The sequence below is a fragment of the Micromonospora sp. C28SCA-DRY-2 genome, from assembly GCF_030519475.1.
Lineage (GTDB): Bacteria > Actinomycetota > Actinomycetes > Mycobacteriales > Micromonosporaceae > Micromonospora.
Genome location: NZ_JAUMKD010000009.1, coordinates 140,218 through 166,496 on the forward strand (window position 1 = coordinate 140,218; position 26,279 = coordinate 166,496).

Sequence of the window (26,279 nt, forward strand, 5' to 3'; positions counted from 1 at the left end):
CGTGACCGGCATCTCCTCAGGTCGCCGGCAACGCCGCCCGCGCGGAAGTTCCCCTGCTCGGGGGGCATAACGGACGGCCGGGCGGGAAGCCAGGCCATCGCCGTGCAGCCGCCCCGGGACCGGGCGGCCACCGGAGCAGACGTGGGAGGCGAGATGGCGTACGGCAGGGGGAGCGACCGCGGAGGACCTGGCCGGCGCCTGTCCGGTCGTACGCCTCGATGACCTCGCTGGGCCGCCTCGCCGGCCGCCTCCGGCCGCCGGTCGCCGTGCCGCCGGTGGTCGGCGAGGCGACCCGGACCGTCGGGTCGGCCGCGACCCGGCTGGCCCGCCTGGCCGGGCTGACCAGCCGCCGGGTCTGGTCCCGCCCCGGCCGGCACCACATCGAGGTGCACGGCGTCTGCCAGGACGGCGGCGACCTGCTGGCCCGCCAGGTGGAGGCGGCGCTGGAGCGGATGCCCGGGGTCGAGTGGGCCCGGGTGAACGCGCCGTCCGGCCGGGTGGTGGTGGCCGTCGGCACGCCGCCGCCGAAGCTGCGGGACCTGATCGCCACGGTGGCCCGCACCGAGCGCACCTGCCCGCACGAACCGGACCCGGAGATCCCGCCGCCGCACCCGCCCGAGGAAGGCCCCCGCACCCCTCGCACGCTGGGCGCGCTCGCCTCGGACGCGCTCGGCCTGACCATCTCGGCGGCCACCCGGATCCTGCCGTTCACCCCGATCCCCGGCGAGGTCGCCGGGCTGCTCGGCGCCGTCGACCTGCATCCCAAGCTGCACGCCCTCGCCGACCGGGGGCTGCGCGCCGACCCCCGCGCCGACCTGATCTTCCCGTTCGCCGAGGCGGTCGTGCAGGGCCTCACCGGCGGTTGGGCCGGGATCGTGCTGGACGGCGCGCAGCGGGTGGTGCAGTGGGGTGAGGCGCGCGCCCAGCTCGCCGCCTGGGGAAAGGCGGAACCGCGGCTGACCGGTACCCCGGAGCGGGCGGTGGCCCGGTCACCGGCCGGCGAGCGGGTCACCCCCAAGCCGGACGGGCCGGTCGAGCGGTACGCCCATCGGATGCTGCTCGCCGGCGCGGCCGCCGCGACGGCCGCGACGCCGGTCGTCGGTCGGAAACGGGCCGCCGCGCTGGGACTCTCCGCGCTGCCCAAGGCCCCGGGCAGTGGCCGCGAGGGGTACGCCGCGCAGCTCGGCCGGATCCTGGCCCGGCGCGGCGTGATCGCGATGGACCGCAGCGTGCTGCGGGACCTGGACCGGATCGACACGCTGGTGCTGGACGCCGCCGTGCTCGGCTCGAACCGGGGGGTGCTGGCCGACCTGGCGCCGCTGCCCGGCGCGGACACCGGGCAGGTGGCGATCCGGGCGTTCGCGCTCTTCGACCCCGGCCACCCGCACCAGCTGCGGCACGCCGACGGCTGGCGGCTCGGCCCGCTGGACCAGCTCGACGCGCACGATCCGGGGGACACCGCGGAGAGCCGGCGGCTGCGCGACAGCGGCGTCGCCCTGCTCGGTCTCGCCGACGGTGACAGCCTGGCCGCCGTGCTGCGGGTCGAACCCGAGCCCGCGCCGGGCGTCGACACGCTGCCGGCCGTCGCCCGCCAGGCCGGGTTGCGGCTGGTCGTGGCCGGTGACGACGAGCAGCGGTACGGCTTCGCCGACGCGCTCGTGGCCGGCGGGGCGCGGCTGGCCGACTCGGTCCGGGCGTTGCAGCGGGACGGTGCGGTGGTGATGCTCGCCTCCGGCGACCGGGCGGCGCTCGGCGCCGCCGACTGCGGACTGGGACTGTCCGCCCCGGAGGAGCTGCCGCCCTGGGGTGCGCACCTGCTGCTCGGCACGGACCTGCGGATCGTCGCCCTGCTCGTCGAGGCGACCGGGGTGGCCCGCCGGATGACCGCGCAGAACATCCAGCTGGCCCTGGCCGGTACCGGTCTCGGTGCGCTGAACGCGTTCACCGCCGACCCCGCACGACTACCCGGCCGTGCGCTTGGCGCGGTGAACGGCGCCGCCGCGCTCGCCTTCGCGCACGGCGTCTGGCGGGCCCGCCGGCTGCCGGACCGGACGGACACCCCCGCGCCGACCATCACCGCCTGGCACCTGATGCCCACCGACACCGTCCTGGACCGGCTCGGCACCGGCCCGGACGGGCTGAGCAGCGCCGACGCCGAGCGCCGCCGGGGGGCCGGCGCGGGCGACCTGCCCGGGCCGTCCGGGTTGCTCCGGGCCTTCGTCGACGAGCTGGCCAACCCGCTCACCCCGGTGCTCGCCGCCGGCGCGGTGCTCTCCGCGACGTTCGGCTCGCTGGTCGACGCCGCCCTGGTCGGCGGGGTGGTCGGCGGGTCGGCGCTGATCGGCGCGGTGCACCAGCGCAACACCGAGCGGTCCCTGGCCCAGCTGCTCTCCCGCTCGGCGGTGACCGCCCGGGTCCGCCGGGACGGCGCGGAGCGGATGCTGCCCGCCGACGACCTGGTGCCCGGTGACGTGATCAGCCTGGAACCGGGGGACTCCGTGCCGGCCGACTGCCGGGTGCTGGAGGCGGTCGGCCTGGAGACGGACGAGTCCTCGCTGACCGGCGAGTCCCTCCCGGTGGGCAAGACCGACCAACCGGTGGTGGCCGCCGCGGTCGCCGACCGCCGGTCCATGCTCTACGAGGGCACCACGGTCGCCGCGGGGTACGGCACCGCCGTGGTGGTGGCCACCGGTGCCGACACCGAGGCCGGACGCAGCCTGGCGCTGGCCCGGCAGGCGCCCCCGGCCAGCGGCGTGGAGGCCCGGCTGGGCCGGCTGACCAAGGCGGCCGTGCCGCTGGCCGCCGGCTCGGCGGTGGCGGTGGCCGGCGCCGGGCTGCTGCGCGGCGTACCGCTGGCCGAGACGGCCGCCACCGCCGCCAACCTGGCCGTGGCCTCCGTGCCGGAAGGGCTGCCGTTCCTGGTCAGCGCCGCCCAGCTGGCCGCCGCCCGGCGGCTCGCGGAGCACGGGGCGCTGGTCCGCAACCCGCGCACCATCGAGGCGCTGGGCCGGGTCGACGTGCTCTGCTTCGACAAGACCGGCACCCTCACCGAGGGGCAGTTGCTGCTCGCCGGGGTGGGCGACGGTCACCGGTACGCCCCGGCGGACCGGCTCGACGACCGGCTCCGGCCGACCCTGGCCGCCGCGCTGCGGGCCACCCCGGCCGCCGCCGACCCGGACGAGCTGGCGTTGCAGACCGACCGGGCGGTGCACCGCGGCGCCGCGTCCGCCGGCGTGACCGAACAGACCGACGTGCCGGGCTGGCGGCCCACCGGCGGCCTGCCCTTCGAACCGTCCCGGGGCTACCACGCCACCGTGGGCGAGGACGGGCACCGGCGGCTGCTCAGCGTGAAGGGCGCGCCGGAGACGGTGCTGCCCCGGTGCGCGTACCGGCGGGTCGACGGGCACGACCAGCCGCTGGACGACGGTGGCCGGGACGACCTGCACCGGCTGCTCGCCGAGCGGGCCGGGGCGGGGCACCGGATCCTCGCCGTCGCCGAGTGCCCGGTGGACGACCCGGCGATCGGCGACGACGACGTACGCGACCTGGTGTTCGTCGGCTTCCTGGCGCTCGCCGACGGGGTGCGGGACAGCGCGGCGCCGGCCGTGCGGCGGATCCGCCAGGCCGGCGTGCACACCATCATGATCACCGGCGACCATCCGGCCACCGCCGAGGCGATCGCCGCCACCATCAGCGACGGCGACGACCAGCAGGTGGTCACCGCCACCGAACTCGACCAGCTCGACGACGACGCGCTGGCCGAGCGGTTGGCCCGCACCGACGTGGTGGCCCGCTGCACGCCCGCGCACAAGGTCCGGATCATCCAGGCGTTGCAGAAGTGCGGCCGTACCGTCGCGATGACCGGCGACGGCGCCAACGACGCGCCGGCCATCCGGCTCGCCGACGTCGGCATCGCGCTCGGCCAGCGCGGCACCCCGGCCGCCCGGGCCGCGGCCGACCTGGTGGTCACCGACGACCGGCTGGAGACCATCATCGCCACCCTGGTGGAGGGGCGGGCGATGTGGTCGTCGGTACGCCACGCGCTGAGCATCCTGGTCGGCGGGAACCTCGGTGAGATCGCGTTCAGCGTGCTGAGCGCCGCCACCACCGGCCGTTCCGCGCTCACCGGCCGGCAACTGCTGCTGGTCAACCTGCTCACCGACCTGGCGCCGGCGCTGGCCATCGCGATCCGCCCACCCGGCGCCGACCACGCCGACGGGCTGCTCCGGGAGGGGCCGGACCGGTCGCTCGGCGAGACGCTCACCCGTGAGATCGGGTTGCGCGCCGCGGCCACCACGCTGGGCGCCACCGCCGGCTGGACGCTGGCCCGGTACACCGGACGGCGCCGGCGGGCCGGCACCGTCGCCCTGGTCTCGCTGGTCGGCACCCAGCTCGGGCAGACCGTGCTGGCCGGTGGCACCAGCCCGGCCGTGCTCGCCTCCACCGCCGCGTCCCTCGGCGTGCTGGTGGCGGTGGTGCAGACGCCCGGCGTCAGCCAGTTCTTCGGCTGCACCCCGCTCGGGCCGGTGGGCTGGACCATCGCCACCGGGTCGGCGCTCGGCGCCACCGTCGCCAACGGCGCGCTCACCCGGCTGGTGGCCCGGCTGCCCCAGACCCACCCGGCCGGGTCGGACGGCCCACCCGGCTCCTCCGCCGCTGATCCACCGGTCGACGACGACCGCTCGGCGGAGCCGGGCTGACGGGCACCGGCGGTGGACCCCGCGCATGGGGCCGGTGATCGGGGGTACCGCTGTGGATGGAGGTGGTCATGGAAGGACAGCCGGAGGTCACGTTCGTCGGCACCGCCACCACCGTGCTGCGGATCGGCGGGTTCACCCTGCTGACCGACCCGAACTTCCTGCACCGCGGGGAGCGGGCGTACCTGGGCAAGGGACTGTGGTCGCGGCGGCGTACCGACCCGGCGCTGCGGATCGCCCAACTGCCGTCGCTGGACGCGGTGCTCCTGTCCCACCTGCACGGCGACCACTTCGACCGGGTGGCCCGGCGGGAGCTGGACCGGGAGCTGACGATCGTCACCACCCCGGCCGCGGAACGGAAACTGCGCCGGTGGGGTTTCCGGGCGGCGGAAGGGCTGCCCACCTGGCGGTCGCGGGAGCTGCGCCGCGACGGTGAGACCCTGCGACTGACCGCCATGCCCGGCCAGCACGGGCCCGGTCTGGTGGACCGGCTGATGCCCGACGTGATGGGCACGATGATCGACCTCGAACGGGACGGCTCCCGACAGTTCCGCCTCTACGTCACCGGCGACACGCTGAACAAGCCACTGCTCGCCGCCATCCCCGAGCGGTACCCGGACATCGACGCCATGCTCATCCACCTCGGCGGCACCAAGATCGCCGGCATCCTGCTCACCATGGACGCCCAACAGGGCGCCGACCTGGTCGAGCTGGTCCACCCCAAGCTGACGGTGCCGATCCACTACGACGACTACCCGGTGTTCCGCTCGCCGCTGGGCCACTTCGTGATGGAGGCCCGCCGGCGCGGCTTCGTGCAGCGGGTGCGCACGATCGCGCGCGGCGAGACGGTCCCGCTCACCCCGGTCACCCCACCGGCCTGAACCGCCCGCCGCCGGGCCGCGCCCCGGCATGGCGGGTCCGGGCGTACGCACCACGCGCCCAACCGCTGACTGGCGCAGCGCCCGGTCGGGTTCACCACGGTGCCCCGCCCACCTGCCCCGTCCACGGGGGCAGCTCGACAGGACCCGCGGCCATACCCAGCCATGGGCGCACCGAGCCCGGGTTTGCTCGCGGTGGAGATGCCGACGCCGCCTGCCGGCCGGTGTGGCCGGAGGCGGCGTCCGCTGGGTCGGGACCGGTCAGCCGCGCTCGGAGATCGCCTCGATGAGGTCACCCACCGGGCGCTCCGGCAGCGAGCGGGCCACGTCGGCGACGGCCACGATGCCGACGAGCTCGTGCCCGTCGATCACCGGCAACCGGCGCACCTTGTGCTGACCCATGGTGCGCAGGATCTCGGCCGCGTCGTCGTCCGCGCCGATGGTCACCGCCTCGCCCTGGGCAAGCTCGCCGGCGGTGACACTGCCCGGGTCGCGGCCCTCGGCGAGCACCTTCACCACGATGTCGCGGTCGGTCAGCATGCCCTTGAGCCGGTTGTCCTGACCACAGATCGGCAGCGATCCGACGCCGAGCTGCGCCATCTGCTTGGCTGCGGTGCGGAGGTCGTCCTGCTCACGGACACAGGTCACGTCGTTGGTCATGATGTCGCGTGCGGTCGGCATTGGCATGACACCTCACTTCCGGGGGGTTGTTGCCGTTTCTCCTACCCCCGCCGGTGGCGCCCATGCACGGACCAGGGCGCAGCAGCAGACTCCAGGGCCACCCGGCGTTCGCCATGTTCCTGCTCGACGTGCCAGCACCGGCTGACGCCGCGGCTACCCTCACCCGGTGAGTTTCGGCACGTACGCGCGGAAGGTCCGGGACCGGTCGCTGCCGTACGGCCTCCGCGTGTCGGCGCTGCGGTCCTGCGTCCAGCTCTACCGGCCGATCGGATTCCACGCGACGTTGAGTTTTCTCGCGGAGATCGCCGGGCCCTACCAGCGGGATGAGGGGGCGCTCCTGAGGGCGCTCGACGCCATCGAGGCCAGCCGCGCCCGGTGGCACGCCGAGGTACGGGACTACGCCCACAGACGCCGCCGGGCCAAGCGACGCGGCCAGCGCGTCCCGCCCGTCGGCGAAACCAACCCGAACGGCTCGCCACGGATCTGGTACGGCGCGGCCCGGCAGGCGGCGTTGTCCGCCCTGCGCTACTGGAGCCGCGGACGGCTCCCCGCGTTGACCGCGACCGGTGACAGGACAGCCAACACGATCGACACCCTGGTTGCCGCCGCCCTGTCGTCGGGTGGTGACCTGACAGCGGAGCAGCGGCAGCTTCTCGCTGTCGCCGTAGCGGAGCTGCGGCAACGGATGCCCGGCCTCTGGTCCGACGACCAGGTCGGCTACTTCCGCGCCCTGGACCTGTTCCGGGTCGCGTACCTGGTGGAGACCGCCGGCGACGACGGACAGCCGCGACCATCGTCGGCCGGCTAGGCCGAGCGTCAGCCGGAAGGTGGCGCCCGGCACGTCAGCGGAGCTGCGGATCTGTCAGGATCGGCTGATGGTGGCGGGGGAACGGCCGGTGGTGATCGCCGTGTGCGGGTGTCCGGGTTCCGGGAAGACCACCGTCGCAGCCGCAACGGCTGGCCGTTTCGGTATCCCGTTCCTGACTCGGGACGAGATCAAGACTGGTCTCGGGTTGTCCTCCGCCCGCCGCGCCGAGGACGGCGCCGTCCGGCTCGACCCGGGCTTCCACGTTGCCGGCGGGCCCGTCAGCCTCCGGGCCGAGACCGTGCTGGTCGACGCGGTCCGGCTGCTGGCGGCGTCCGGGGTGAGCTGCGTCGTGGAGTCCTCGGTGTTCTCCGACGAACTGCTGGATGTGCTGCTCGCGTGTGGCGCCCGGGTCGTGGCCGTCCACGTGGTCGCCGACGACGCGGTCATCGGCCGGCGGCTTGGTGCTCGGGCGGCCGGCGGCGGGGCGATCGACCGGCAGCTCCTGTCGCTGTTCCAGCGGGGCGAGATGCGGCGGTCGATTTTCGAACCGCCGGCGGGAGTCGACCTTTCGGCCAGAAGGTGACCCCGGTCACCGATGCGGGGTAGCTGCCGCCGCCGGTGGACACAAGTTCCTGACGGTTGATGATCTGAAGTCAACCAGGTGAGGGCGAATCGTCCTGCTCCGGTCCCGGTCGCGCGAAGGCGACCGGGACCGAAACATGAACGGTGGCCTTGGTCGTGGCTTGTGGGCCGTTCGGCTACGGGGCATTCAGCGGCCGATGTCATCCAGCTCGGTCAAGTCCTCATGCGAGAGGGAGAGTCCCGCGCCGGCGATGTTCTCGCGCAGGTGCGCTGTCGATGACGTGCCGGGGATGAGCAGGATGTTCGGTGATCGCTGGAGCAGCCAGGCAAGCGCGACGGACATCTGTGTCGCCTCCCGTCGAGCGGCGACCGCCGAGAGAGCCGAGGACTGAAGCGGGGTAAAGCCCCCGAGGGGGAAGAAGGGCACGTACGCGATGCCTTCGGTGGCGAGCCGGTCGATGAGCTTGTCGTCGTGGCGGTGGGCGAGGTTGTACATGTTCTGCACGCACACGATCGGCGCGATGCTCTGGGCCTCGGTGACCTGCTCCTCGGTGGCGTTGCTGACCCCGAGGTGGCGGACCAGGCCCTGCTGCTGGAGTTCCACGAGCGTGGCGAACGCGTCGGCGAGCGAGCCGGGCTGGGGACCTTCGGCGTTGCCGAGTCGGAGGTTGACCAGGTCGAGTACGTCGAGCCGGAGGGACTTGAGGTTGTCGTGGACCTGGCGGCGCAGGTCTTCGGGTCGCCGGGCCGTGGGCCAGCCACCCTGTTCGTCGCGGGTCGCGCCCACCTTGGTCACGATGTGCAGCGACTCGGGATAGGGGTGCAGTGCCTCGCGGATCAACTCGTTGGTGACGCGCGGCCCGTAGGCGTCGCTGGTGTCGATGTGGGTGATACCGAGGTCGACCGCTTCACGCAGAACGGCCAGGGCACCCTCGCGATCGGTGGGCGGCCCCATGACCCACGGGCCGGCCAGTTGCATGGCGCCGTAGCCGAACCGTGTGACGGTCAGGTCACCCAGAGTCCAGGTGCCGCCGGGAAGAGAGAAGGAGGGTGCGCTCATCCTGTTGCCTTTCGTCGTGCGAACTTGGGGGGTGGCGCCTGCCGCCTCCCTGCATCAGCATTGGAGAGAAACTTCCTGTCGGGAAGTAGGCACTCTGGAGTGCGTAACCCACCCATCGGTGAGAGGTGCGATCAGTGACGACGACGAAGGCGGCCCAGAAGAGGGCTCAGGCCAAGGTGGAGTACAACGCGTTCCTGGCAGGGTGCCCCAGCCGGCAGCTGCTCGACCGAATCTCGGACAAGTGGGTCGTCCTGATCCTGTGTGCGCTGGGCGGCGACAACAATCCTGGCCAGCCCGGTGCAGCACACGCAGACGCTCCGAAGGCGATGCGTTACTCCGAGATCTCTCGTCTTCTGGCCGGGGTCAGCCAGAAGATGCTGACCCAGACGCTACGGTCGCTGGAGCACGATGGCCTGCTCACCCGTACCGTGACGCCAACCGTCCCGGTCACCGTCTCCTACGAGCTGACCGACCTCGGCCTCTCGCTTCATCACATGACGCGCGGGCTCAGAAACTGGGCGCAGACACACATGGCCGAGGTCCTCGCAAACCGCGAGAACTACGACTCTCGCACCTCCTGACGACTCACATCTAACCGTCCAACAGCTCTATGTTCTCGGCGCCACACCCTCAACTGCGAAGAGTCCGAAAACGCTCAGCCACAGGCAACGATCGCGCACCGACTTCATGGCGAACACCAGCCGGCGTTCGGAGAGGCCCGACACCAACCAACCCGACTCGCGGGCGACCTTCGCCGGCTCGTCGGGCGCGGCGAAGCAGCCACCGTTGAAGAATGAGCGCGCCACCTGGGCCGGCCCGGCCATAGCAGGCCACGCGAGGTAGCCACCGACAGCGCAAACGAAAGCATGACGGCGAACCCCGGCATGCCGGCGGCGATAGCGGCCACCGGGCGTACTGATTTGACCCTTACGCTACGTAAGATTTTAGCTTCGCTCGCATGGCGAAGCAGATGAAGGTTTCCCGTCGCGTGAAGCTCGAACTCGACGCGGGTAATGCCGCAATGGTCGAGATCGGCAAGATGCTCGGTCCGACTGGGGTCAACACGCGGCAGGTCAAGATCGATTACGACGCGGCGACCGCGGGCCAGCGGGGCGACATCGTGCCGGTTGTCGTGACGATTTTCGAGGACCGTTCCTACGCGCTGGAGTACCGGACCCCGCCAACGTCCTATCTCATCCGGCGGATCCTGGGGTTGTCGAAGGGATCGGGTCGGCCGGCAGCTGATTCGGTGGCGAAGATGTCGCGGGAGCAGTTGCGGGAGGTCGCGTTGCGGAAGCTTCCGGACCTCAACACCGATGACGTGGAGGCCGCGATGAAGCAGGTAGCCGGCACCGCGCGATCAATGGGTGTCCTCATCGCCGATGAGTGACCGCCTCTGGCGGGCCGTCGTGCCGCCGTACCGGATGCTCGATCCTGGCCTGCTGTTGGCCGAAACGACGCTCGTGGACACGCTGGCGGAGCTCTGCGCGGTGCTCCCCGACGAGAAGAGAGCCAGCTGCCTCCTCAACGAGGCGCTGATTCGCGCCGGGGCGACGCCACAGCTCATCGGACGCGACGGCGAATGGCGGATGGTGGTGGCGGGGCACGACCCACACGCCGCTGCCGCCACCGCCCTGGCCGTGCTGGTTGCCGCGCACGGATGGCGACGACTCAAGCGCTGCGTCCGGTGCGGGCGACCCTTCATCGACCGCACCAATGGCGTGAGTCGCCGGGGTTGTGCCGACCACCCGAGCCGTCCCCGTGGCTGCCGTACCGCCGAGCGCTGAGGCAAGCCCGCTCCACCTCGGCCAGCGATCCTGCGGCGGATTCCCGAGGAGGGCCGCAAGGCTGTGGGCGCCGCGAAGCGATCAGACCCGCAGGATGGGCCGATGTCTTCTGACCTTGAGCAATCGTCCCGGCCTGCCGGCCAGGCTCTGGGCAACGACTGTACAGATGGCTGTACACGGAGCGGTTGTGGCTGAGTGCGGCAGCGACTGCGTCGGCCGTGATACTGATGGCATGGTGCAGCTCGAGATACGCACTGCCCGGGCGGAGGAGGCGGACCTGCTCGGCGAACTCGCGCTTCGTTCAAAAGGGCATTGGGGCTATGACCGCGCCTTCTTGGACGCATGCCGGGCTGAGCTGATCTTTGAACCCGAGCAGTTGGCCGCCCGACGCGTGTCCGTCGCCGAGTCGGCGGGCCGGGTGCTGGGCTTCTACAGCGTTGATGGACAACCACCGAGCGGTGAACTCGGCAACCTATGGGTCGAGCCTGACATCATCGGCAGCGGCGTCGGACGCCGCCTGTGGGTCCACGCGATGCAAACGGCGCGAACGGCGGGCTTCACGAGCCTCCACATCGAGGCTGATCCGTTCGCGGAGGGGTTTTACCTGGCGATGGGTGCCGAGCGCATCGGCCAGACACCGTCAGGCTCGATACCGGGCCGCGTCCTCCCGATGCTGAAGGTACGCATACCGTCGCCGCCGCGAGAGTCAGGGTCGGACAACTCGGACTGATGAAGCCAGTACCCTGCTGTCGGCACTCGCTGGTGACCGGTTGGAGTCGCTGTTCGTGTTGGCGCTGGCGACCGGACTACTGCGTGCTGGGCTGTGGGGACCGCGGTGATCGGATGTCGACCTGCCGGGGCGAGCGCTGGTCTTTCGGCAACTCCAGCGGACCGATGAGGGCCTGGATTCCGTCCCGCCGAATACTCACCGTTCCAGTCGGCCGGTTCCGCTGTCCGGGCTGGCCGATCAGGCGTTGGAGATCAACCGGTGAATGTGCTGGTGGAGCCCAGGGGACTCGAACCCCTAACCCCTGCCTTGCAAAGGCAGTGCTCTGCCAGTTGAGCTAGGGCCCCGCGGGCGGGCGACGCCGCCTGGTGGTGCTGACCGCGACGAGCGGACTCAGCGCAGGTCGGGGGCGGTGGTCGCCTCGTGCCAGAGAGCGCGCTCGTCGTTGGAAGCCTTGACCTTCTTGGCCACGACGGCGGCCACACCGACGACGCCGGCCAGAATCAGCAGCTTCTTGAACATGGGGCTACCCCTCGCGCTCGACTGTCGTCGGACGGTGTGCGGTGGGGCTAGCTGGAATCGAACCAGCGACCTCAGAGTTATCAGCTCTGCGCTCTAACCGACTGAGCTATAGCCCCGCGTAGCGACGGCCAAGGTTAACCCATCGGCCTACCCGGCCCCAAATCGGGGCCCCGGCCGCGCGGCGTACCCCGTCGCCCTGTCGAACGTACCGGAGTACGGGACGCCGGGGCGACCGCTTTCGCGGTGCCCCGGCGGTCCGGTAGTCGTTCAGTCCCGCTCGGCGAGGGTCAACTCGATCCCGCCGACCAGGTCGGCGCAGACGTTGTAGACGAACGCCCCGAGCGTGGCGAGCGCGGTGAACAGCACGACGTTGACCAGGCCGATCAGCGCCGAGCTGAGGATCACTCCCTTGGCGGTGATCTGGAAGCCGTCGGTGCCCTGCCCGCCGCCCGCGCTGACCAGGTCGGTCAGGCTGTCGTTGACGCTCTGGAAGACGCCCATCGCGTCCAGCGCCAGGTAGAGCACCGAGGTGGCGACCACCACCACGATGAAGAGCACCACGGACACGGCGAAGGCGAACTTCATCACGGACCAGGGGTCGATCCGCTTGAGGTTCAGCCGGGCCCGGCGCGGCCCGCGCGACGCGGCCGAGCTGACCGACGTACGCGCGGCGCGTACCGCGTCACCCACCCGCGCGGCGCCCACGGCGGCCGCGCTGCTGATGCCCGGCGGCAGCCCGCCGCCGTTGGGCCGGCCGCTGGCGCCCGGACGGCTGCCGTCCGGCTGCGGCCGGGTGCCCGGCGTGACCCGCGGCTGGGTGCCGGTGGTCGCGCTGGCGCCGGCCGCGCCGGTGGCCGACTGGCCCGCCCGTACGCCGATCGGCTGGGTGGTCGACGGCCGGTTGCCGGCCCCGGCCGCCGGGGTGGGGGTGGAGGTGGCGGTGGTGCCGGAACTCGGCTTCTCCGGCGCCGCTACCGGCTCGGTCTTCTCGGCCGGTGCCGAGTCGTCGCTCGGCTTGTCCGGCGGCGGCGCCATCCCGGGAGCCCGGGTGAATTTCGGGGCAGGCGCGTCGGCGGGGACCGTGGCCCGGCCCACGGCCGCGCGGCCGGTCGCTGGTGTGCCGCTCTTCGCGGCCTCCTCGTCGACCGGGTTGGCCGAGGTCCCCGTGTTCCCCGACTTCGCCTGTGTCTCCGTCATTCAACTAGTCCTGTTCGTCAGGCTCGTCGGCATTGCGAGCAATCGCCACGATAGTCACGCCGTCCGGGAGGTCCATCAACTTGACCCCCATTGTGTTCCGGTCACGCGTACGGCGTACAGGCTTCACCGGAGTCCGGATGACACCACCGTTGCTGGTGATGGCGAACAGCTCGTCGTCCGGGTCGATCACCACCGCGCCGACCAGACCACCGCGTCGTTCAGTGATCTTCGCAGTCAGCACGCCCTTACCTCCCCGGCCCTGCACGGGGTATTCCTCGATCGGGGTACGTTTCGCGTATCCGCCGTTCGTGGCCACCAGGACGTCCATGCCCGGCCGGACCACCTCCATGGCCAGCAGCACGTCGTCCTCGGCGAAGCGCATGCCGATCACGCCCGAGGTGGCCCGGCCCATCGGCCGCAGCGCCTCGTCGCTGGCGTTGAACCGGATCGCCTGCGCGTTCTTGGAGACCAGGAGCAGGTCGTCCTCGGGCCCGACCAGGGCAGCACCGACCAGCTCGTCCTCATCGCGCAGGTTGATCGCGATGATGCCGCCGGACCGGTTGGAGTCGAACTCCTCGAGCCGCGTCTTCTTCACCAGGCCGTTCTTCGTGGCCAGTACCAGGTAGGGGGCCACCTGGTAGTTCGGAATCTCGATGATCTGTGCGATCTGCTCGTCCGGTTGGAAGGCGAGCAGGTTGGCCACGTGCTGGCCCTTGGCCACCCTAGTGGCTTCCGGGAGTTCGTAGGCCTTGGCCCGGTAGACCCGGCCCTTGTTGGTGAAGAACAGGATCCAGTCGTGGGTCGAGCAGACAAAAAAGTGGCTGACGATGTCGTCCTGGCGCAGGGTCGCGCCGCTGACGCCCTTGCCGCCGCGCCGCTGCGAGCGGTAGAGGTCGACCTTCGTCCGCTTGGCGTAGCCGGTCCGGGTGATCGTGACGACCACGTCCTCGCGGGCGATGAGGTCCTCCATCGAGACCTCGCCCTCGAAGGGCACGATCTTGGTGCGCCGGTCGTCGCCCCACTTGGCGACGATCTCGCCGAGCTCCTCCGAGACGATCTTCCGCTGCCGCTCCGGCTTGGCGAGGATGTCCTTGAGGTCGGCGATCTCCAGCTCCAGCTTGGCCAGGTCGTCGAGGATCCGCTGCCGCTCCAGCGCGGCGAGCCGGCGCAGCTGCATGTCCAGGATCGCGGTCGCCTGGATCTCGTCGATCTCCAGCAGCCGGATCAGGCCCTGCCGGGCGTCCTCGACCGTGGGCGAGCGCCGGATCAGGGCGATCACCTCGTCGAGGGCGTCCAGCGCCTTGGCCAGACCGCGCAGGATGTGCGCCCGCTCCTCGGCCTTGCGCAGCCGGAAGGCGGTCCGCCGGCGGATGACCTCGACCTGGTGCTCGACGTAGTAGCGGATGAACTGCGCCAGGTTGAGCGTGCGCGGCACCCCGTCGACCAGGGCCAGCATGTTGGCGCCGAAGGTCTCCTGGAGCTGGGTGTGCTTGTAGAGGTTGTTCAGCACCACCTTGGCGACCGCGTCGCGCTTCAGCACGAGCACGATCCGCATGCCGGTACGCCCGGAGGACTCGTCCCGGATGTCGGCGATGCCGCCGAGCTTGCCTTCCTTGATCAGCTCGGCGATCCGCTCGGCCAGGTTGTCCGGGTTGACCTGGTAGGGCAGCTCGCTGACGACCAGCGCCGGGCGGCCGCGCTTGTCCTCCTCGACCTCCACCACGGCGCGCATCCGGATCGAGCCGCGCCCGGTCCGGTACGCGTCCTGGATGCCGGCCTGGCCGACGATCAGGCCGTGGGTCGGGAAGTCCGGACCCTTGACGATCTCCAGCAGCGCTTCGAGCGTGGTGGCCTCGTCGGCCTCCGGGTGCTCCAGGCACCACTGCACGGCCGCGCCGATCTCCCGCAGGTTGTGCGGCGGGATCTTGGTGGCCATGCCGACCGCGATGCCCTCGGAGCCGTTGACCAGCAGGTTGGGGATCCGGGACGGCAGGATGGTGGGTTCCTTGGCCCGGCCGTCGTAGTTGTCCTGGAGGTCGACGGTGTCCTCGTCGATGTCCCGCAGCATCTCCATGGCCAGCGGGTCGAGCTTGCACTCGGTGTAGCGCATGGCCGCGGCCGGGTCGTTACCGGGCGAGCCGAAGTTGCCGTTGCCGTCGACCAGCGGGTACCGCAGCGACCAGGGCTGCGCCATCCGGACCAGCGCGTCGTAGATCGCCGAGTCGCCGTGCGGGTGGAACTGGCCCATCACGTCGCCGACGACCCGGGAGCACTTCACGTAGCCGCGGTCCGGCCGGTAGCCGGAGTCGAACATGGCGTAGAGGATCTTGCGGTGGACCGGCTTGAGCCCGTCCCGGACGTCCGGCAGCGCCCGCCCGACGATGACGCTCATCGCGTAGTCGAGGTAGGAGCGCTGCATCTCCACCTCGAGCCCGACCGGTTCGATCCGGTCGTGCGCGACGACGGCCGCGAGGGTCTCGGGGACCTCGGGCTCGTTCGGTGTGGACTCGGGGGAATCGGTCACTGTTTACCCTTATCAGACTCAGAGTCGTTTTCGTGCTGTGGATAACCGCTGTGGATACCGGCCAAGCTGTGGATAACTCTGTGGATCGGCGGGTCGACCGGTGGATGTCCGGCCGGCCCGCCGATGCCGATGCCCGTCAGATGTCCAGGAACCGGACGTCCTTGGCGTTGCGCTGGATGAACGAGCGACGCGCCTCGACGTCCTCGCCCATCAACACGCTGAACAACTCGTCTGCGGTTGCCGCGTCGTCGAGCGTGACCTGACGAAGCGTACGGGTCGCCGGGTTCATCGTGGTCTCCCACAGCTCCGGGTAGTTCATCTCGCCCAGACCCTTGAACCGCTGGATGTCGTCCGGCTTGGCGTTCGGCTTCTTCTGCTGGCGCAGCGCGATCAGCCCGTCGCGCTCCCGGTCGGAGTACGCGTACTGCGCGTCATCGCCCTTCTTGTTCCACTTGATCTTGTAGAGCGGCGGGGCGGCCAGGTAGACGTGCCCCAGCTCCACCAGCGGTCGCATGAAGCGGAAGAGCAGGGTGAGCAGCAGCGTCTGGATGTGCTGGCCGTCGACGTCGGCGTCGGCCATCAGCACGATCTTGTGGTAGCGCAGCTTCTCGATGTCGAAGTCGTCGTGGATGCCGGTGCCCAGCGCGGTGATCAGCGCCTGGACCTCGTTGTTCTTCAGCACCCGGTCGATCCGGGCCTTCTCCACGTTGAGGATCTTGCCGCGGATCGGCAGGATCGCCTGGGTCCGCGGGTCGCGCCCCTGCTTGGCCGAGCCGCCGGCCGAGTCACCCTCGACGATGAACACCTCGGACTCGCGCGGGTCGGTGGACTGGCAGTCGGCCAGCTTGCCCGGCATCGAGCCGGACTCCAGCAGCGACTTGCGCCGGGCCAGCTTGCGCGCCTGCTGCGCGGCGATCCGGGCCCGGGCGGCCTGGGACGCCTTCTGGATGATGATCTTCGCCTCGGCGGGGTTCCGGTCGAACCAGTCGACCAGCCACTCGTTGCAGACCCGCTGCACGAAGCTCTTCACCGGCGTGTTGCCGAGCTTGGTCTTCGTCTGGCCCTCGAACTGCGGGTTGGCCAGCTTGACCGAGATGATCGCGGCCAGGCCCTCACGGATGTCCTCGCCGGAGAGCTTCTCGTCGCCCTTGAGCAGCTTGCGCTCGGCGCCGTAGCGGTTCACCACGCTGGTCAGCGCGGCCCGGAAGCCCTCCTCGTGGGTGCCGCCCTCGTGGGTGTTGATCGTGTTGGCGAAGGTGTAGACCGACTCGCCGTACGACTCGTTCCACTGCATGGCGATCTCGACCGACATGCCCTCCTCCTCGGCGCCGAACTCGACCACCGTCTTGTGGATCGGGTTCTTCGAGGCGTTCAGGTGCCGGACGAAGTCGGCGATACCGCCCTTGTAGAGGAAGGTCACCTCGCGCGGCTTGCCCTCCTCGTCCTCCGAGCGCTCGTCGAGCAGGTGGATGGTGAGGCCGCGGTTGAGGAAGGCCATCTCCTGGAGCCGGCGGTAGATCGTCTGGAAGTCGAAGTCGACAGTCTCAAAGACGGTCGGGTCGGGCCAGAAGGCCACCGCCGAGCCGGTGCGGTTGGTCGTCTCACCCTTCTCCAGCGGGGTCGGCTTGGAGTTGGTGTACTGCTGCCGCCAGACGAAACCGGACTTGTGGATCTCCACCGCCATCCGGGTGGAGAGGGCGTTCACCACCGAGACGCCGACGCCGTGCAGACCGCCGGAGACCGCGTACGCCTTGCCGTCGAACTTGCCGCCCGCGTGCAGCACGGTCAGCGCCACCTCGACACCCGGCTTCTTCAGCTTCGGGTGCAGGTCGACCGGGAAGCCCCGGCCGTTGTCGGTGACCCGGACCCCGCCGTCGGCGAGCAGCACCACGTCGATGGTGTCGCAGTGCCCGGCCAGCGCCTCGTCCACCGCGTTGTCGACGACCTCCCACACGAGGTGGTGCAGACCACGCTCGCCGGTCGACCCGATGTACATACCGGGCCGCTTGCGGACCGCCTCCAGACCCTCGAGAACGGTGATCGACTCTGCGCCGTACTCCTGCTTGTCCTGCGCTGCCACCCTCGGCCACTTTCTCGCGCCGTCCGCACCTGGGGGCGCGTCGGGCGCGGGTTCGGCGGACAGGACGCGACGTCGGCACGCGGACCGGCACCGGGCATAATTCCGGGGTACGGGTCGAACGCGCCGGTCGCCGCGGTTGCCCGCGGATCGCGATCGGCTCGACCCGACGTGGACGATGATCGCGGGCCGTGTCGGGCCCGTGTCTCGTCGCTCCGCACCGGGTCTTCGTCTCAGCCTCAATCTTACTGTGCGCGGCCGACTAAACCACCACTCGGCACCCCCGCAGGGCGGCTGAGAATGCCGTAGCCGGCCGAATCGCGCTGTCTGCGACTCCCCCTACACGCCTGCCCCGGATCTTCGGCGGCGCCGCCCGACGGCCGCGGTGGACCGATCTCGCGGAGCGGGCCGCCGTGTCGTAGGTTGACGGCGCCGCCGGCGCCGGCCTTGATCTTTCCCGGCCGGAACCGGACGATCGACCCGATCGACCCGACTCGTGCTGCTAAGAGGTGACGCCAGATGGGGCTGGACAACGTCGCGGTGCACTGGCCGCGGACCGGCCGCTTCTACGACCCGGTCGCGCCGGCCGAGTTCGTGGACTTCGGCGAGATCGTCGACATGCCGCGGATCTCCGCGCCGACCGCCGCGCTGGCGGAGCTGATCGCCAAGACCGGCACGGTCCGGGCGACCGCGTACACCGAGCTGGTGGATCTGCTGCTCGGCCTGGAGGGTGTGCTCTACGCCACGGACGCCGCCGCCGAGGACGAGGACCCGGTGATCGACCCGGACGGGTGCGCCTGGATCGCCGGCGGCATCGAGCGGTTCGTCGCCGGGCACCGCGAGCTCGGCGAGGAGGTGACCTTCGACTCGGTCAGCCGGGTGCTGCGCTCGCTGCTCGCCGACGGCCGCCTGGCCGAGCAGCAGCTGCGCTGGCTGGACAGCCGGCTCGACGCGCTGCGCGACGAGAGTGGCGCGCCGCCGCAGTGGACCTTCACCTGCGCCGAGCTGAGCGTGCTGGCCGCCTTCTACCGGCGCTGCGCCGACCGCGGCTTCGCCGTCTACGCCGACGCCTGACCCGGCCGGTCGTCGCCGGCCGTCGCGGCCCGGTTCGCCGCGGCGATCACCTCGGTGAGCACGGCGTGCAGGTGTCGCAGGTCCGCCAGCGGCAGCCCGAGCCGCGCCACGACCGCCGGCGGGATCTGCTCGGCGCGCGCCCGGAGGGCCTGGCCGCTGGCGGTGAGCGTGACGGCCAGGCTGCGTTCGTCCGACGCGTCCCGTTCCCGCCGTACGTAGCCGGCCGCCTCCAGGCGCTTGAGCAGCGGGGACAGCGTGCCGGGGTCGAGCTGGAGCAGGCGGCTCAGCTCCCGGACCGACAGTGGCGCGTACTGCCACAGGGCCAGCATGACCAGGTATTGCGGGTGGGTCAGCCCCATCGGCTCCAGCAGCGGGCGGTAGACCGCCACCACGCCCCGCGCCGCGACGGAGAGGGCGAAGCACACCTGCTCCTCCAGCGCCAGGGGATCCCCGTCGAGCTGGTCGGGCACCGGTGAACCTCCTCGTCGTCGTTGCGATGGTACCAACGATTGGTGTACCAATTATTTGCACAGCAACTGCCGCGGAGAGGCGAGGCGATGAGCGCGGAGAAGCCGAACCCCAAGGCCCCGGGCGAGGGTGGCCGCCTGATGGCCTTCGCCTTCCGGCACCTGGCCGGCCCGCCCGAGGTTCAGGGCGCGGTGCAGGGCGGCTCGGACCAGGCCCGCGAGGCGTGGAAGCGGGACCTGGAGCGCCGCAAGCAGTGGAGTCGCGAGCAGCGGGAACGCAAGCGCGCCGAGCGGGCGGCCCGGCGCGCCGGGGGCTGAGCGTCAGCCGTAGGTGTCCCGCGGCCCGCGGCCGCGGACCCGGCGCGGCCCGCGCGACCAGGACGGCGCCGCCGGGCCGTGGATGTGCAGCTTGCGTACCACGTTGTGGCCCACCTCGCGGCCGATCTGCTGCAACAGCGAACCGGCGAGCAGGCGCAACTGGGTGGCCCAGGCGGTCGAGCGCGCCTCCACGGTCAGCTCGCCGTCCTCCAGCTTGACCGGGCGGCTGTGCTGGGCGACCTCCGGCCCGACCACCCGCTCCCAGGCCCCGAAGACCGTCGCCTCGGCGGCCGGCTGCTGCCAGCCGCGCGCCTTCACCAGCCGGTCGAGCACCGCGCCGAGCGGCTGCGGGTCGCGCGGGTCCGGGCCCGGGCCCGAGTAGCCGCGCAGCCGCCGCTGCTGCCCGCCGGCGCCGTCGCCGCTGCCACCGGGGGTACGCCGGCGGGTTCGCGCCGCCGCCTCCCGGCGGGCGCGGGCCGCGTCGAGCACCGCCCGGGCCAGCTCCGGCCCCGACGCGCCGCCCTCGACCGCCCCGGCCCCCGGCCCGCCGCCCTCGGCCGCCGCCGGTGTGCCGGCCGTCCCGCGCGGCGGCTCCGCCTCATCCGACACGGCGCACCGTCCCCTCGCCCACCTCGTAGCGGGTGCCGCGCAGGGTCGCCGGCACGTCGTCGTCCACCGCGCAGGTGACCAGTAGCTGGCTGGCCCCGCCGACCAGCTCCGCCAGCCGTTCCCGCCGGCCGGCGTCCAGCTCGGCGAAGACGTCGTCGAGCACCAGCACCGGCTCGATCCCGTCCGAGCGGAGCAGGTCGTAGCCGGCCAGCCGCAGGGCCAGCGCGTACGACCAGGACTCGCCGTGGCTGGCGTAGCCGCGGGCGGGCAGCGGGCCGAGGGTCAGGGTGAGGTCGTCGCGGTGCGGGCCGACCAGCGTGGTGCCCCGCTCGATCTCCGCCGACCGGGACTCGGCGAGCGCCGCGGTCAGCGCCTCCGCCAGCACCGCCCGGTCGCTGGTCGGCTCGGGCAGCTCCACCGACGGCCGGTACGCGATGCCGGCCGCGCCCCGGCCGGCGGCCACCGCGTCGTACGCCTTGGTCACGTGCGGGGCCAGCGCGGCGACCAGCTCCAGCCGGCCGGCGAGCAGCTCCGCGCCGTGCCGGGCGAGGTGGGTGTCCCAGACCGCCAGGGTGGACAGGTCCCCGCCCCGCGAGCCGCCCGTCTTGCGGGCCAGGTAGGCCGTCCGCAGCAGGGCGTTGCGCTGCTTGACCACCCGGTCGTAGTCGGCGCGCACCCCGGCGTACCGGGGCTGCCGGCTGACCAGCAGGTCGTCCAGGTAGCGGCGGCGCTCGGCCGGGTCGCCCCGGACGAGTTCCAGGTCCTCCGGGGCGAAGAGCACCAGCCGCAGCGCGCCGAGCACGTCCCGGGCCCGGCGGGCCGGTGACCGGCCGAGCCGGGCCCGGTTCGCCTTGCCCGGCACGATCTCCAGCTCGACCAGCAGCTCGCGTCCCTCGTGCACCACGGCGCACCGGATCACCGCCGAACCGGCGCCCATCCGCACCAGCGGGGCGTCCGTGGCGACCCGGTGCGAATCCAGGGTCGCCACGTAGCCGAGCGCCTCGACCAGGTTGGTCTTGCCGACGCCGTTCGGCCCGACCAGGACGTTCGCCCCCGGTTCGAGGTCGACGCCGACCCGCTCGTACGAGCGGAAGTCGACCAGTTCGAGCCGGCGGACGTACACAGGCTGTGGATACCGCTCAGCGCTTGCGGACGGCGTGCCCGCCGAACTGCTGGCGCAGCGCGGCGACCGCCTTCATGGCCGGCGAGTCGTCCTGCCGGGACGCGAACCGGGCGAAGAGCGAGGCGGTGATGACGTTCAGCGGCACGGCGAGCCGGACCGCCTCGTCCACCGTCCAGCGGCCCTCGCCGGTGTCCTCGGTGTAACCGCTCAGCTCGGCCAGCTCCGGGTCCTCGTCGAGGGCCCGGTCGAGCAGGTCGAGCAGCCAGGAGCGGACCACGGTGCCCTCGCGCCAGGACTTGAACACCCCGGGCACGTTGGTCACCAGCTCGGACGCGGCCAGCAGCTCGTAGCCCTCGGCGTAGGCGTGCATCAGGCCGTACTCGATGCCGTTGTGCACCATCTTGGCGTAGTGCCCGGCGCCGACCGGCCCGGCGTGCACGAAGCCGAACTCGCCCGCCGGCTTGAGCGCCTCGAAGATCGGCATGAGTCGCTCGACGTGCTCCTGGGCGCCGCCGACCATCAGCGCGTAGCCGTTCTGCCGGCCCCACACACCACCGGAGACGCCGACGTCGAGGTAGCCGATGCCGCGGTCGTTGAGCCGCTCGGCCCGGGGCGCGTCGTCGCTGAACCGCGAGTTGCCGCCGTCGATGATGATGTCGCCCTCGCCGAGCACGTCGGCGAGCTGGTCGATGGTGGTGTCGGTGACCCCGGCCGGGACCATCACCCAGACCGCGCGCGGCGACTCCAGCTTCTCCGCCAGTTCCGCCAGGGAAGCGACGTCGCTCAGCTCCGCGTTGTGGTCGAAACCGACCACCTCGTGGCCGGCGGCGCGCAACCGCTCGCGCATGTTGCCGCCCATCCGGCCGAGTCCTACCAGGCCGAGCTGCATCTGCTCCTACCTCCGTCGTGCGTTCTCTGGGGTGTTCTCCGGGGCGCGATCAGCGGGAAACCCGGATCGGCATGATGAGGTACCGGTACCCAGGGATGACCTCGCCATCCTCGCCCGCCGGCGAAATCACCGCGGGCTTGAACGCGTCGACGAACGAGAGCACGGCGTACTGGGCCCCGAGGTTGGCGAGGCCGTCGATCAGGTACTGCGGGTTGAAGCCGATGGTCAGCGGCTCGCCGGTGAAGGTGGCCTCCATGGCCTCGCTGGCCCGCGCCTCCTCGGTGCCGCCGGCCTCGACCACCAGCCCGTCGGCGCTGAAGCTGAGCAGCACCGGGGTGGTCCGCTCGGCGACCAGCGCGACCCGCTTGACCACCTCGACCAGGGCGCTGACCGGCACCCGGGCCTCGGCGTTGTGGCTGGCCGGGAAGAGCGAGCGCACCGGCGGGTAGTTGGCGCCGTCGAGCAGCCGACTGGTGGTGCGCCGGGTGCCGCCGGCGAAGCCGATCATGCCCTCGCCGGCACCGCCCTGGGACAGCGCCATGGTCACCTCGCCGCCGAGCGGGCCGAGCGCCTTGGCGGTGTCGTGCAGCGTCCGCGCCGGCACCAGCGCGTTGATGCTGATCTCCGGGTCGTCCGGGTTCCACTGCATCTCGCGCAGGGCGAGGCGGTAGCGGTCGGTGGCGAGCATGGCCAGCGTGCTGCCGGAGAGCTCGATCCGGACACCGGTCATCATCGGCAGCGTCTCGTCCCGGCCGGCGGCCACGGCCACCTGGGCGACGGCGGCGGCGAACGCGGCCGCGTCGACGGTGCCGGCGCTCTCCGGCATCTCGGGCAGCGACGGGTAGTCCTCCACCGGCATGGTGGGCAGGGTGAACCGGGCGCTGCCGCAGACCAGTTCGAGGTGCGCGCCGACGGCGGCGATGTCCACCGGCTTGGCCGGCAGCGCCTTGGTGATCTCGGCGAGCAGCCGGCCGGAGACCAGCGCGGCCCCGTCGGCGTCCCCCTGCACCTCGACGGTGACCTGGCTGGAGACCTCGTAGTCGAACCCGGAGACCTGCAGGTTGCCGTCGGTCACCCGGAGCATCACGCCGGCCAGCACCGGTACGGACGGCCGGTTGGGCAGGCTCTTCGCGGTCCAGGCCACGGCCTCGGCGAGCGCGTCGCGCTCCACTCGGAACTTCATCAATGCCTCCGCGTCGACGTCAGCGACAACTCTCTCATGCCGACCGCTGCCTGCCGACCCGCCTGACGGTGCGGGTACCCATCGCACCTTAGGGCGCGTGGGCATCGGCTGTGCGCCCGACCCCGTGGATCCCGGTGCCGGCCCGGCCGCCCTCGGCGGTCTCCGGCCCGATCCACAGAAAGTCCAACGGTGATGATTGGTTTTTGTTCTTTCAGAAGAGATAACTCATCGTCTTCATCGCACCTGTGCAAACTGTGGAGAACCGGCGTCCGCGCAGGTCAGACAGGTTATCCACCGGTGGTTTCGCTGTGGAGAACCAGGGGTACAACCCGTGTTCTGGTCCACAGGCCGCCCGGTCCACCGGGTTGTCCACGGTTGTCCACCGGTTGTCCACCGGTAATCCACCGACTTCCTCCCCAGCCCTGTGGACCGGCGACGACGGCTCGACCGGCGTCATCCCCAGAACCTTCAACAGCCCGCCCACAGGCCGACCGTCCGCGGTGGACAACGGAGCGGTTGTCCCCAGGCGTCCACAGCGTCGTCCCCAGGGTTTCTCCACAGGCTGTGGGTAACCGGGTCCGGACGGAGCGTGGTTTTCCACCGGCGGTGGACAACGAGCTGTGGACAACGAGGCGGTGCGGTGGATGGTCACGGCTTCGATGCTGTGGTCTCGACCTCGTCGAGGGTCAAGTCCCGCGCCCGCGTGGACCGCCCGGACTCGGTGGATGACGCGGTGCGAACGCCGGAGTGGCCGGGCGTGTGCGTCGCTGGGCACGTGCGTCGGGCGGGATGCGTGCGTCGCCCGGCACCGTCGGCACGCTCCGGCGGCGGGCGCCGTGGTCGGCCGGGCACGGAAACGCCCGGCCAGCAGCCTGGCCGGGCGCGGTCACGTCTCGGGCGTACGCGACGACGGCTTCAGCTCGGCGCGTCCGACGCCGCGCTGCGACCCGAAGCCGTCGCTCAGGTGTTCTGCTTGATCCGGTTGGTCAGCTCGGCGATCTGGTTGTAGAGCGACCGGCGCTCGGCCATCTGCTGGCGAATCTTGCGGTCGGCGTGCATCACCGTGGTGTGGTCCCGGCCGCCGAAGGCCTGCCCGATCCGGGGCAGCGAGAGGTCGGTCAGCTCGCGGCAGAGGTACATGGCCACCTGACGGGCGTTGACCAGCACCCGGGACCGGGAGTGGCCGCGCAGGTCCTCCAGGCTCACCCCGAAGTAGTCAGCGGTGGAGACCATGATCTGGTCCGCGGTGATCTCCGGCCCGGCGCCGTCCGGGATGAAGTCCCGCAGCACCTCCTCGGCCAGCGACAGCTCGACCGTCGAGCGGGTCAGGCTGGCGAACGCGGTGACCCGGATCAGCGCGCCCTCCAGCTCGCGGATCGAGTTCGACACCCGGGAGGCGATGAACTCCAGCACGTCCGGCGGGGCGTACAGGCGCTCCTGCGCTGCCTTCTTCTGCAGGATCGCGATCCGGGTCTCCAGGTCCGGCGGCTGGATGTCGGCGAGCAGGCCCCACTCGAACCGGGTCCGCAGCCGGTCCTCCAGCGTCGCCAGCTGCTTCGGCGAGCGGTCGGAGGTGATCACGATCTGCTTGTTGGCGTTGTGCAGGGTGTTGAAGGTGTGGAAGAACTCCTCCTGGGTGCGCTCGCGGTTCTCCAGGAACTGGATGTCGTCGATCAGCAGGATGTCGACGTCGCGGTAGCGCCGCTGGAACGCGCTGGTCTTGTCGTCCCGGAGCGAGTTGATGAAGTCGTTGGTGAACTCCTCGGTCGAGACGTACCGCACCGACCGGGCGTTGCCGAGCGTGGTGGCGTAGTGCCCGATGGCGTGCAGCAGGTGCGTCTTGCCGAGCCCGGAGCTGCCGTAGATGAACAGCGGGTTGTACGCCTTCGCCGGTGACTCGGCCACGGCGACCGCCGCGGCGTGCGCGAACCGGTTGGACGAGCCGATGACGAACGTCTCGAACATGTACTTCGGGTTGAGCCGGTTGCCGCCGGCGTCGGCGGGCAGCCGCCGCTCGTCCCGGCCGCCGGGTCGGTGGTCCGCCCGTCCGGGGCCGCTGTCCGGGCCGCCGTCGCGGGGCAGCGCGCGGATCACGTGCTGGTCGCGGGGGGAGACCGCGTCCTGCGGGTAGCGCGGCTCGTAGGGGCGGGCGTCCGGGCCGGGCGGGTCGAGCCGGGCGGCCTGCTCGTCGAAGCCGCGCGCGGTGGGCGTACGCCGGGCCGGGCGGTCCGGCCGGGGCGGCTCGGCGAAGGCCGTGCTGAACAGCGCCTCCTGGCCGCCGGGGCCGGCCGGACCCGGCCGGTCCTCGGTGGGCTGCCCGGGCGGCGGCGCGTCGGTCCGGCGCTCCGGGTGCGGCTGCTCGGGGATGAGCGGGGGCTGCTGCCGGGCGAGCGGGTCGTCGTCCCGTGGCTCGGGGCCGGTGCCGTCGAATCCCGCCGGGCCGCCCTCGTGGTCGACCGGCGCGGGCTCCGGACCGGAGCGGTAGACGGTGCCGGCCGGCCGGCCCGCGCCGTCCTCGGCCACCCGTACGGTGACCGCCACCTGGATCGGGCGGCCGAGCCGGCGGGTGAGCGCCTCGGTGATCGCCGGCCGCAGCCGCGACTCGATCACGTCCCGGGTGAACGCGTCCGGGACGGAGAGCAGCGCGGTGTCCTCGACGATCGCGCGCAGCCAGGTCAGCCGCAGGTACGCCCGCTGCTGGGCTGAGATGATCTCGTCGGCGAGCTCGTCGGTCGTCGCCATCCAGACAGCGGCGAGGTCGGTCGTACCGGTCACCGTCGTGCCACCCCCTCGCCTCTGCCCCCGGACGCCGCCGTCGCCCCGGCCGGTCTTCCGGGCCCGCCGCCCTCGAGCTGGTGGACCTTCACCCACCCGGACGGCCGACCGGTCGTCGTCCACAAGTTATCCACAGCCTGTGTACCGACCGATTGTGGCCGCCCGCCGGACGCGGGTCTGACCTGCCCCCTGCCTGAACGGGCGCTGAAGCGGGTTCACCGTGCCGAACGATTCACTACCGGGTCCGGTCTTGCCTGCCGGCGACACCGGGACCCCCGACGCTGACCGCAATCGGGCACGG

22 protein-coding genes and 2 tRNA genes are annotated in these 26,279 nt (G+C 71.9%); 10 read left to right on the plus strand and 14 right to left on the minus strand.

Annotated features, from left to right (window positions below; translation table 11 throughout):
• Positions 1 to 218 precede the first annotated feature (218 nt).
• The gene (locus tag Q3W71_RS27980) at positions 219 to 4,700 is read left to right on the plus strand and encodes a cation-translocating P-type ATPase (protein ID WP_302922457.1); all 4,482 of its coding nucleotides are present in this window, start codon (positions 219 to 221) and stop codon (positions 4,698 to 4,700) included.
• A 68-nt stretch (positions 4,701 to 4,768) separates the two neighbouring features.
• The gene (locus Q3W71_RS27985; protein WP_302922458.1) at positions 4,769 to 5,578 is read left to right on the plus strand and encodes an MBL fold metallo-hydrolase; all 810 of its coding nucleotides are present in this window, start codon (positions 4,769 to 4,771) and stop codon (positions 5,576 to 5,578) included.
• Between the two features lie 258 nt (positions 5,579 to 5,836).
• On the opposite strand, the gene Q3W71_RS27990 is transcribed toward Q3W71_RS27985, so the two are convergent.
• On the minus strand, positions 5,837 to 6,256 hold the full coding sequence (locus Q3W71_RS27990) for a CBS domain-containing protein (protein ID WP_302922459.1): 420 nt from the start codon (positions 6,254 to 6,256) through the stop codon (positions 5,837 to 5,839).
• Positions 6,257 to 6,422: 166 nt separating this feature from the next.
• Between Q3W71_RS27990 and Q3W71_RS27995 the strand changes: the two genes are divergently transcribed.
• Entirely contained in the window at positions 6,423 to 7,064 is a 642-nt protein-coding gene (locus Q3W71_RS27995; protein WP_302922460.1) for a hypothetical protein, read from the plus strand.
• Between the two features lie 67 nt (positions 7,065 to 7,131).
• Positions 7,132 to 7,647 carry an AAA family ATPase gene (locus Q3W71_RS28000; RefSeq protein WP_302922461.1) on the plus strand — a complete coding sequence of 172 codons (516 nt, stop codon included), beginning with the start codon at positions 7,132 to 7,134 and terminating at the stop codon, positions 7,645 to 7,647.
• A gap of 186 nt (positions 7,648 to 7,833) precedes the next feature.
• Here the strand turns inward: Q3W71_RS28000 and Q3W71_RS28005 are convergent, their stop codons facing one another.
• Positions 7,834 to 8,706 carry an aldo/keto reductase family oxidoreductase gene (locus Q3W71_RS28005; protein ID WP_302922462.1) on the minus strand — a complete coding sequence of 291 codons (873 nt, stop codon included), beginning with the start codon at positions 8,704 to 8,706 and terminating at the stop codon, positions 7,834 to 7,836.
• A 134-nt stretch (positions 8,707 to 8,840) separates the two neighbouring features.
• Between Q3W71_RS28005 and Q3W71_RS28010 the strand changes: the two genes are divergently transcribed.
• The 4 genes from Q3W71_RS28010 to Q3W71_RS28025 all read left to right on the plus strand — a co-directional run bounded on the left by Q3W71_RS28010 (position 8,841) and on the right by Q3W71_RS28025 (position 11,223).
• Positions 8,841 to 9,287, plus strand: a complete 447-nt coding sequence (locus Q3W71_RS28010; protein ID WP_302922463.1) for a helix-turn-helix domain-containing protein — start codon at positions 8,841 to 8,843, stop codon at positions 9,285 to 9,287.
• A gap of 377 nt (positions 9,288 to 9,664) precedes the next feature.
• Positions 9,665 to 10,096 carry an uL11 family ribosomal protein gene (locus Q3W71_RS28015; protein ID WP_302922464.1) on the plus strand — a complete coding sequence of 144 codons (432 nt, stop codon included), beginning with the start codon at positions 9,665 to 9,667 and terminating at the stop codon, positions 10,094 to 10,096.
• Complete coding sequence (locus Q3W71_RS28020) at positions 10,089 to 10,493, plus strand: hypothetical protein (protein ID WP_302922465.1); 405 nt, start codon at positions 10,089 to 10,091, stop codon at positions 10,491 to 10,493. The genes Q3W71_RS28015 and Q3W71_RS28020 overlap by 8 nt, the downstream gene beginning before the upstream one ends.
• Positions 10,494 to 10,725: 232 nt before the next feature.
• Positions 10,726 to 11,223 (plus strand): GNAT family N-acetyltransferase, encoded by a 498-nt coding sequence (locus tag Q3W71_RS28025; protein WP_302922466.1) that lies wholly within the window; start codon positions 10,726 to 10,728, stop codon positions 11,221 to 11,223.
• A 268-nt stretch (positions 11,224 to 11,491) separates the two neighbouring features.
• Here Q3W71_RS28025 and Q3W71_RS28030 read toward each other — a convergent pair.
• From Q3W71_RS28030 to gyrB, 6 genes are all read right to left on the minus strand, one after another.
• Positions 11,492 to 11,567 (minus strand) — tRNA-Ala (locus tag Q3W71_RS28030).
• A gap of 46 nt (positions 11,568 to 11,613) precedes the next feature.
• Positions 11,614 to 11,742, minus strand: coding sequence for a DLW-39 family protein (locus tag Q3W71_RS28035; RefSeq protein ID WP_231928447.1), 129 nt, complete (start codon positions 11,740 to 11,742; stop codon positions 11,614 to 11,616).
• Positions 11,743 to 11,784: 42 nt separating this feature from the next.
• Positions 11,785 to 11,858: transfer RNA gene (locus Q3W71_RS28040), tRNA-Ile, on the minus strand.
• 151 nt (positions 11,859 to 12,009) lie between these two features.
• Complete coding sequence (locus Q3W71_RS28045; protein ID WP_302922467.1) at positions 12,010 to 12,939, minus strand: DUF3566 domain-containing protein; 930 nt, start codon at positions 12,937 to 12,939, stop codon at positions 12,010 to 12,012.
• Positions 12,940 to 12,943: 4 nt separating this feature from the next.
• A complete protein-coding gene (gene gyrA, locus Q3W71_RS28050; protein WP_302922468.1) occupies positions 12,944 to 15,463 on the minus strand; it encodes a DNA gyrase subunit A in 2,520 nt (839 codons plus the stop codon).
• A gap of 136 nt (positions 15,464 to 15,599) precedes the next feature.
• Complete coding sequence (gene gyrB / locus Q3W71_RS28055) at positions 15,600 to 17,543, minus strand: DNA topoisomerase (ATP-hydrolyzing) subunit B (RefSeq protein WP_302922469.1); 1,944 nt, start codon at positions 17,541 to 17,543, stop codon at positions 15,600 to 15,602.
• A gap of 516 nt (positions 17,544 to 18,059) precedes the next feature.
• Here gyrB and Q3W71_RS28060 point away from each other — a divergent pair.
• Positions 18,060 to 18,614, plus strand: a complete 555-nt coding sequence (locus Q3W71_RS28060) for a hypothetical protein (RefSeq protein ID WP_302922470.1) — start codon at positions 18,060 to 18,062, stop codon at positions 18,612 to 18,614.
• Here Q3W71_RS28060 and Q3W71_RS28065 read toward each other — a convergent pair.
• Positions 18,599 to 19,084 carry a MarR family winged helix-turn-helix transcriptional regulator gene (locus tag Q3W71_RS28065; RefSeq protein WP_302922471.1) on the minus strand — a complete coding sequence of 162 codons (486 nt, stop codon included), beginning with the start codon at positions 19,082 to 19,084 and terminating at the stop codon, positions 18,599 to 18,601. The two genes, Q3W71_RS28060 and Q3W71_RS28065, sit on opposite strands and share 16 nt — an antisense overlap.
• An 87-nt stretch (positions 19,085 to 19,171) precedes the next feature.
• On the opposite strand from Q3W71_RS28065, the gene Q3W71_RS28070 reads away from it, so the two are divergent.
• On the plus strand, positions 19,172 to 19,399 hold the full coding sequence (locus Q3W71_RS28070) for a hypothetical protein (protein WP_302922472.1): 228 nt from the start codon (positions 19,172 to 19,174) through the stop codon (positions 19,397 to 19,399).
• A 3-nt stretch (positions 19,400 to 19,402) separates the two neighbouring features.
• Here Q3W71_RS28070 and Q3W71_RS28075 read toward each other — a convergent pair whose 3' ends face one another.
• The 5 genes from Q3W71_RS28075 to dnaA form a co-directional block, all read right to left on the minus strand.
• Positions 19,403 to 20,008 (minus strand): DUF721 domain-containing protein, encoded by a 606-nt coding sequence (locus tag Q3W71_RS28075; protein WP_302922473.1) that lies wholly within the window; start codon positions 20,006 to 20,008, stop codon positions 19,403 to 19,405.
• Positions 19,998 to 21,131, minus strand: coding sequence for a DNA replication/repair protein RecF (recF, locus tag Q3W71_RS28080; protein ID WP_302922474.1), 1,134 nt, complete (start codon positions 21,129 to 21,131; stop codon positions 19,998 to 20,000). Before recF ends, Q3W71_RS28075 begins: the two co-directional genes overlap by 11 nt.
• A gap of 16 nt (positions 21,132 to 21,147) precedes the next feature.
• On the minus strand, positions 21,148 to 22,020 hold the full coding sequence (gnd, locus tag Q3W71_RS28085; protein ID WP_302922475.1) for a phosphogluconate dehydrogenase (NAD(+)-dependent, decarboxylating): 873 nt from the start codon (positions 22,018 to 22,020) through the stop codon (positions 21,148 to 21,150).
• A 49-nt stretch (positions 22,021 to 22,069) separates the two neighbouring features.
• A complete protein-coding gene (dnaN, locus tag Q3W71_RS28090) occupies positions 22,070 to 23,203 on the minus strand; it encodes a DNA polymerase III subunit beta (RefSeq protein WP_302922476.1) in 1,134 nt (377 codons plus the stop codon).
• 960 nt (positions 23,204 to 24,163) lie between these two features.
• On the minus strand, positions 24,164 to 25,978 hold the full coding sequence (gene dnaA, locus Q3W71_RS28095) for a chromosomal replication initiator protein DnaA (protein WP_302922477.1): 1,815 nt from the start codon (positions 25,976 to 25,978) through the stop codon (positions 24,164 to 24,166).
• Positions 25,979 to 26,279: the final 301 nt, after the last annotated feature.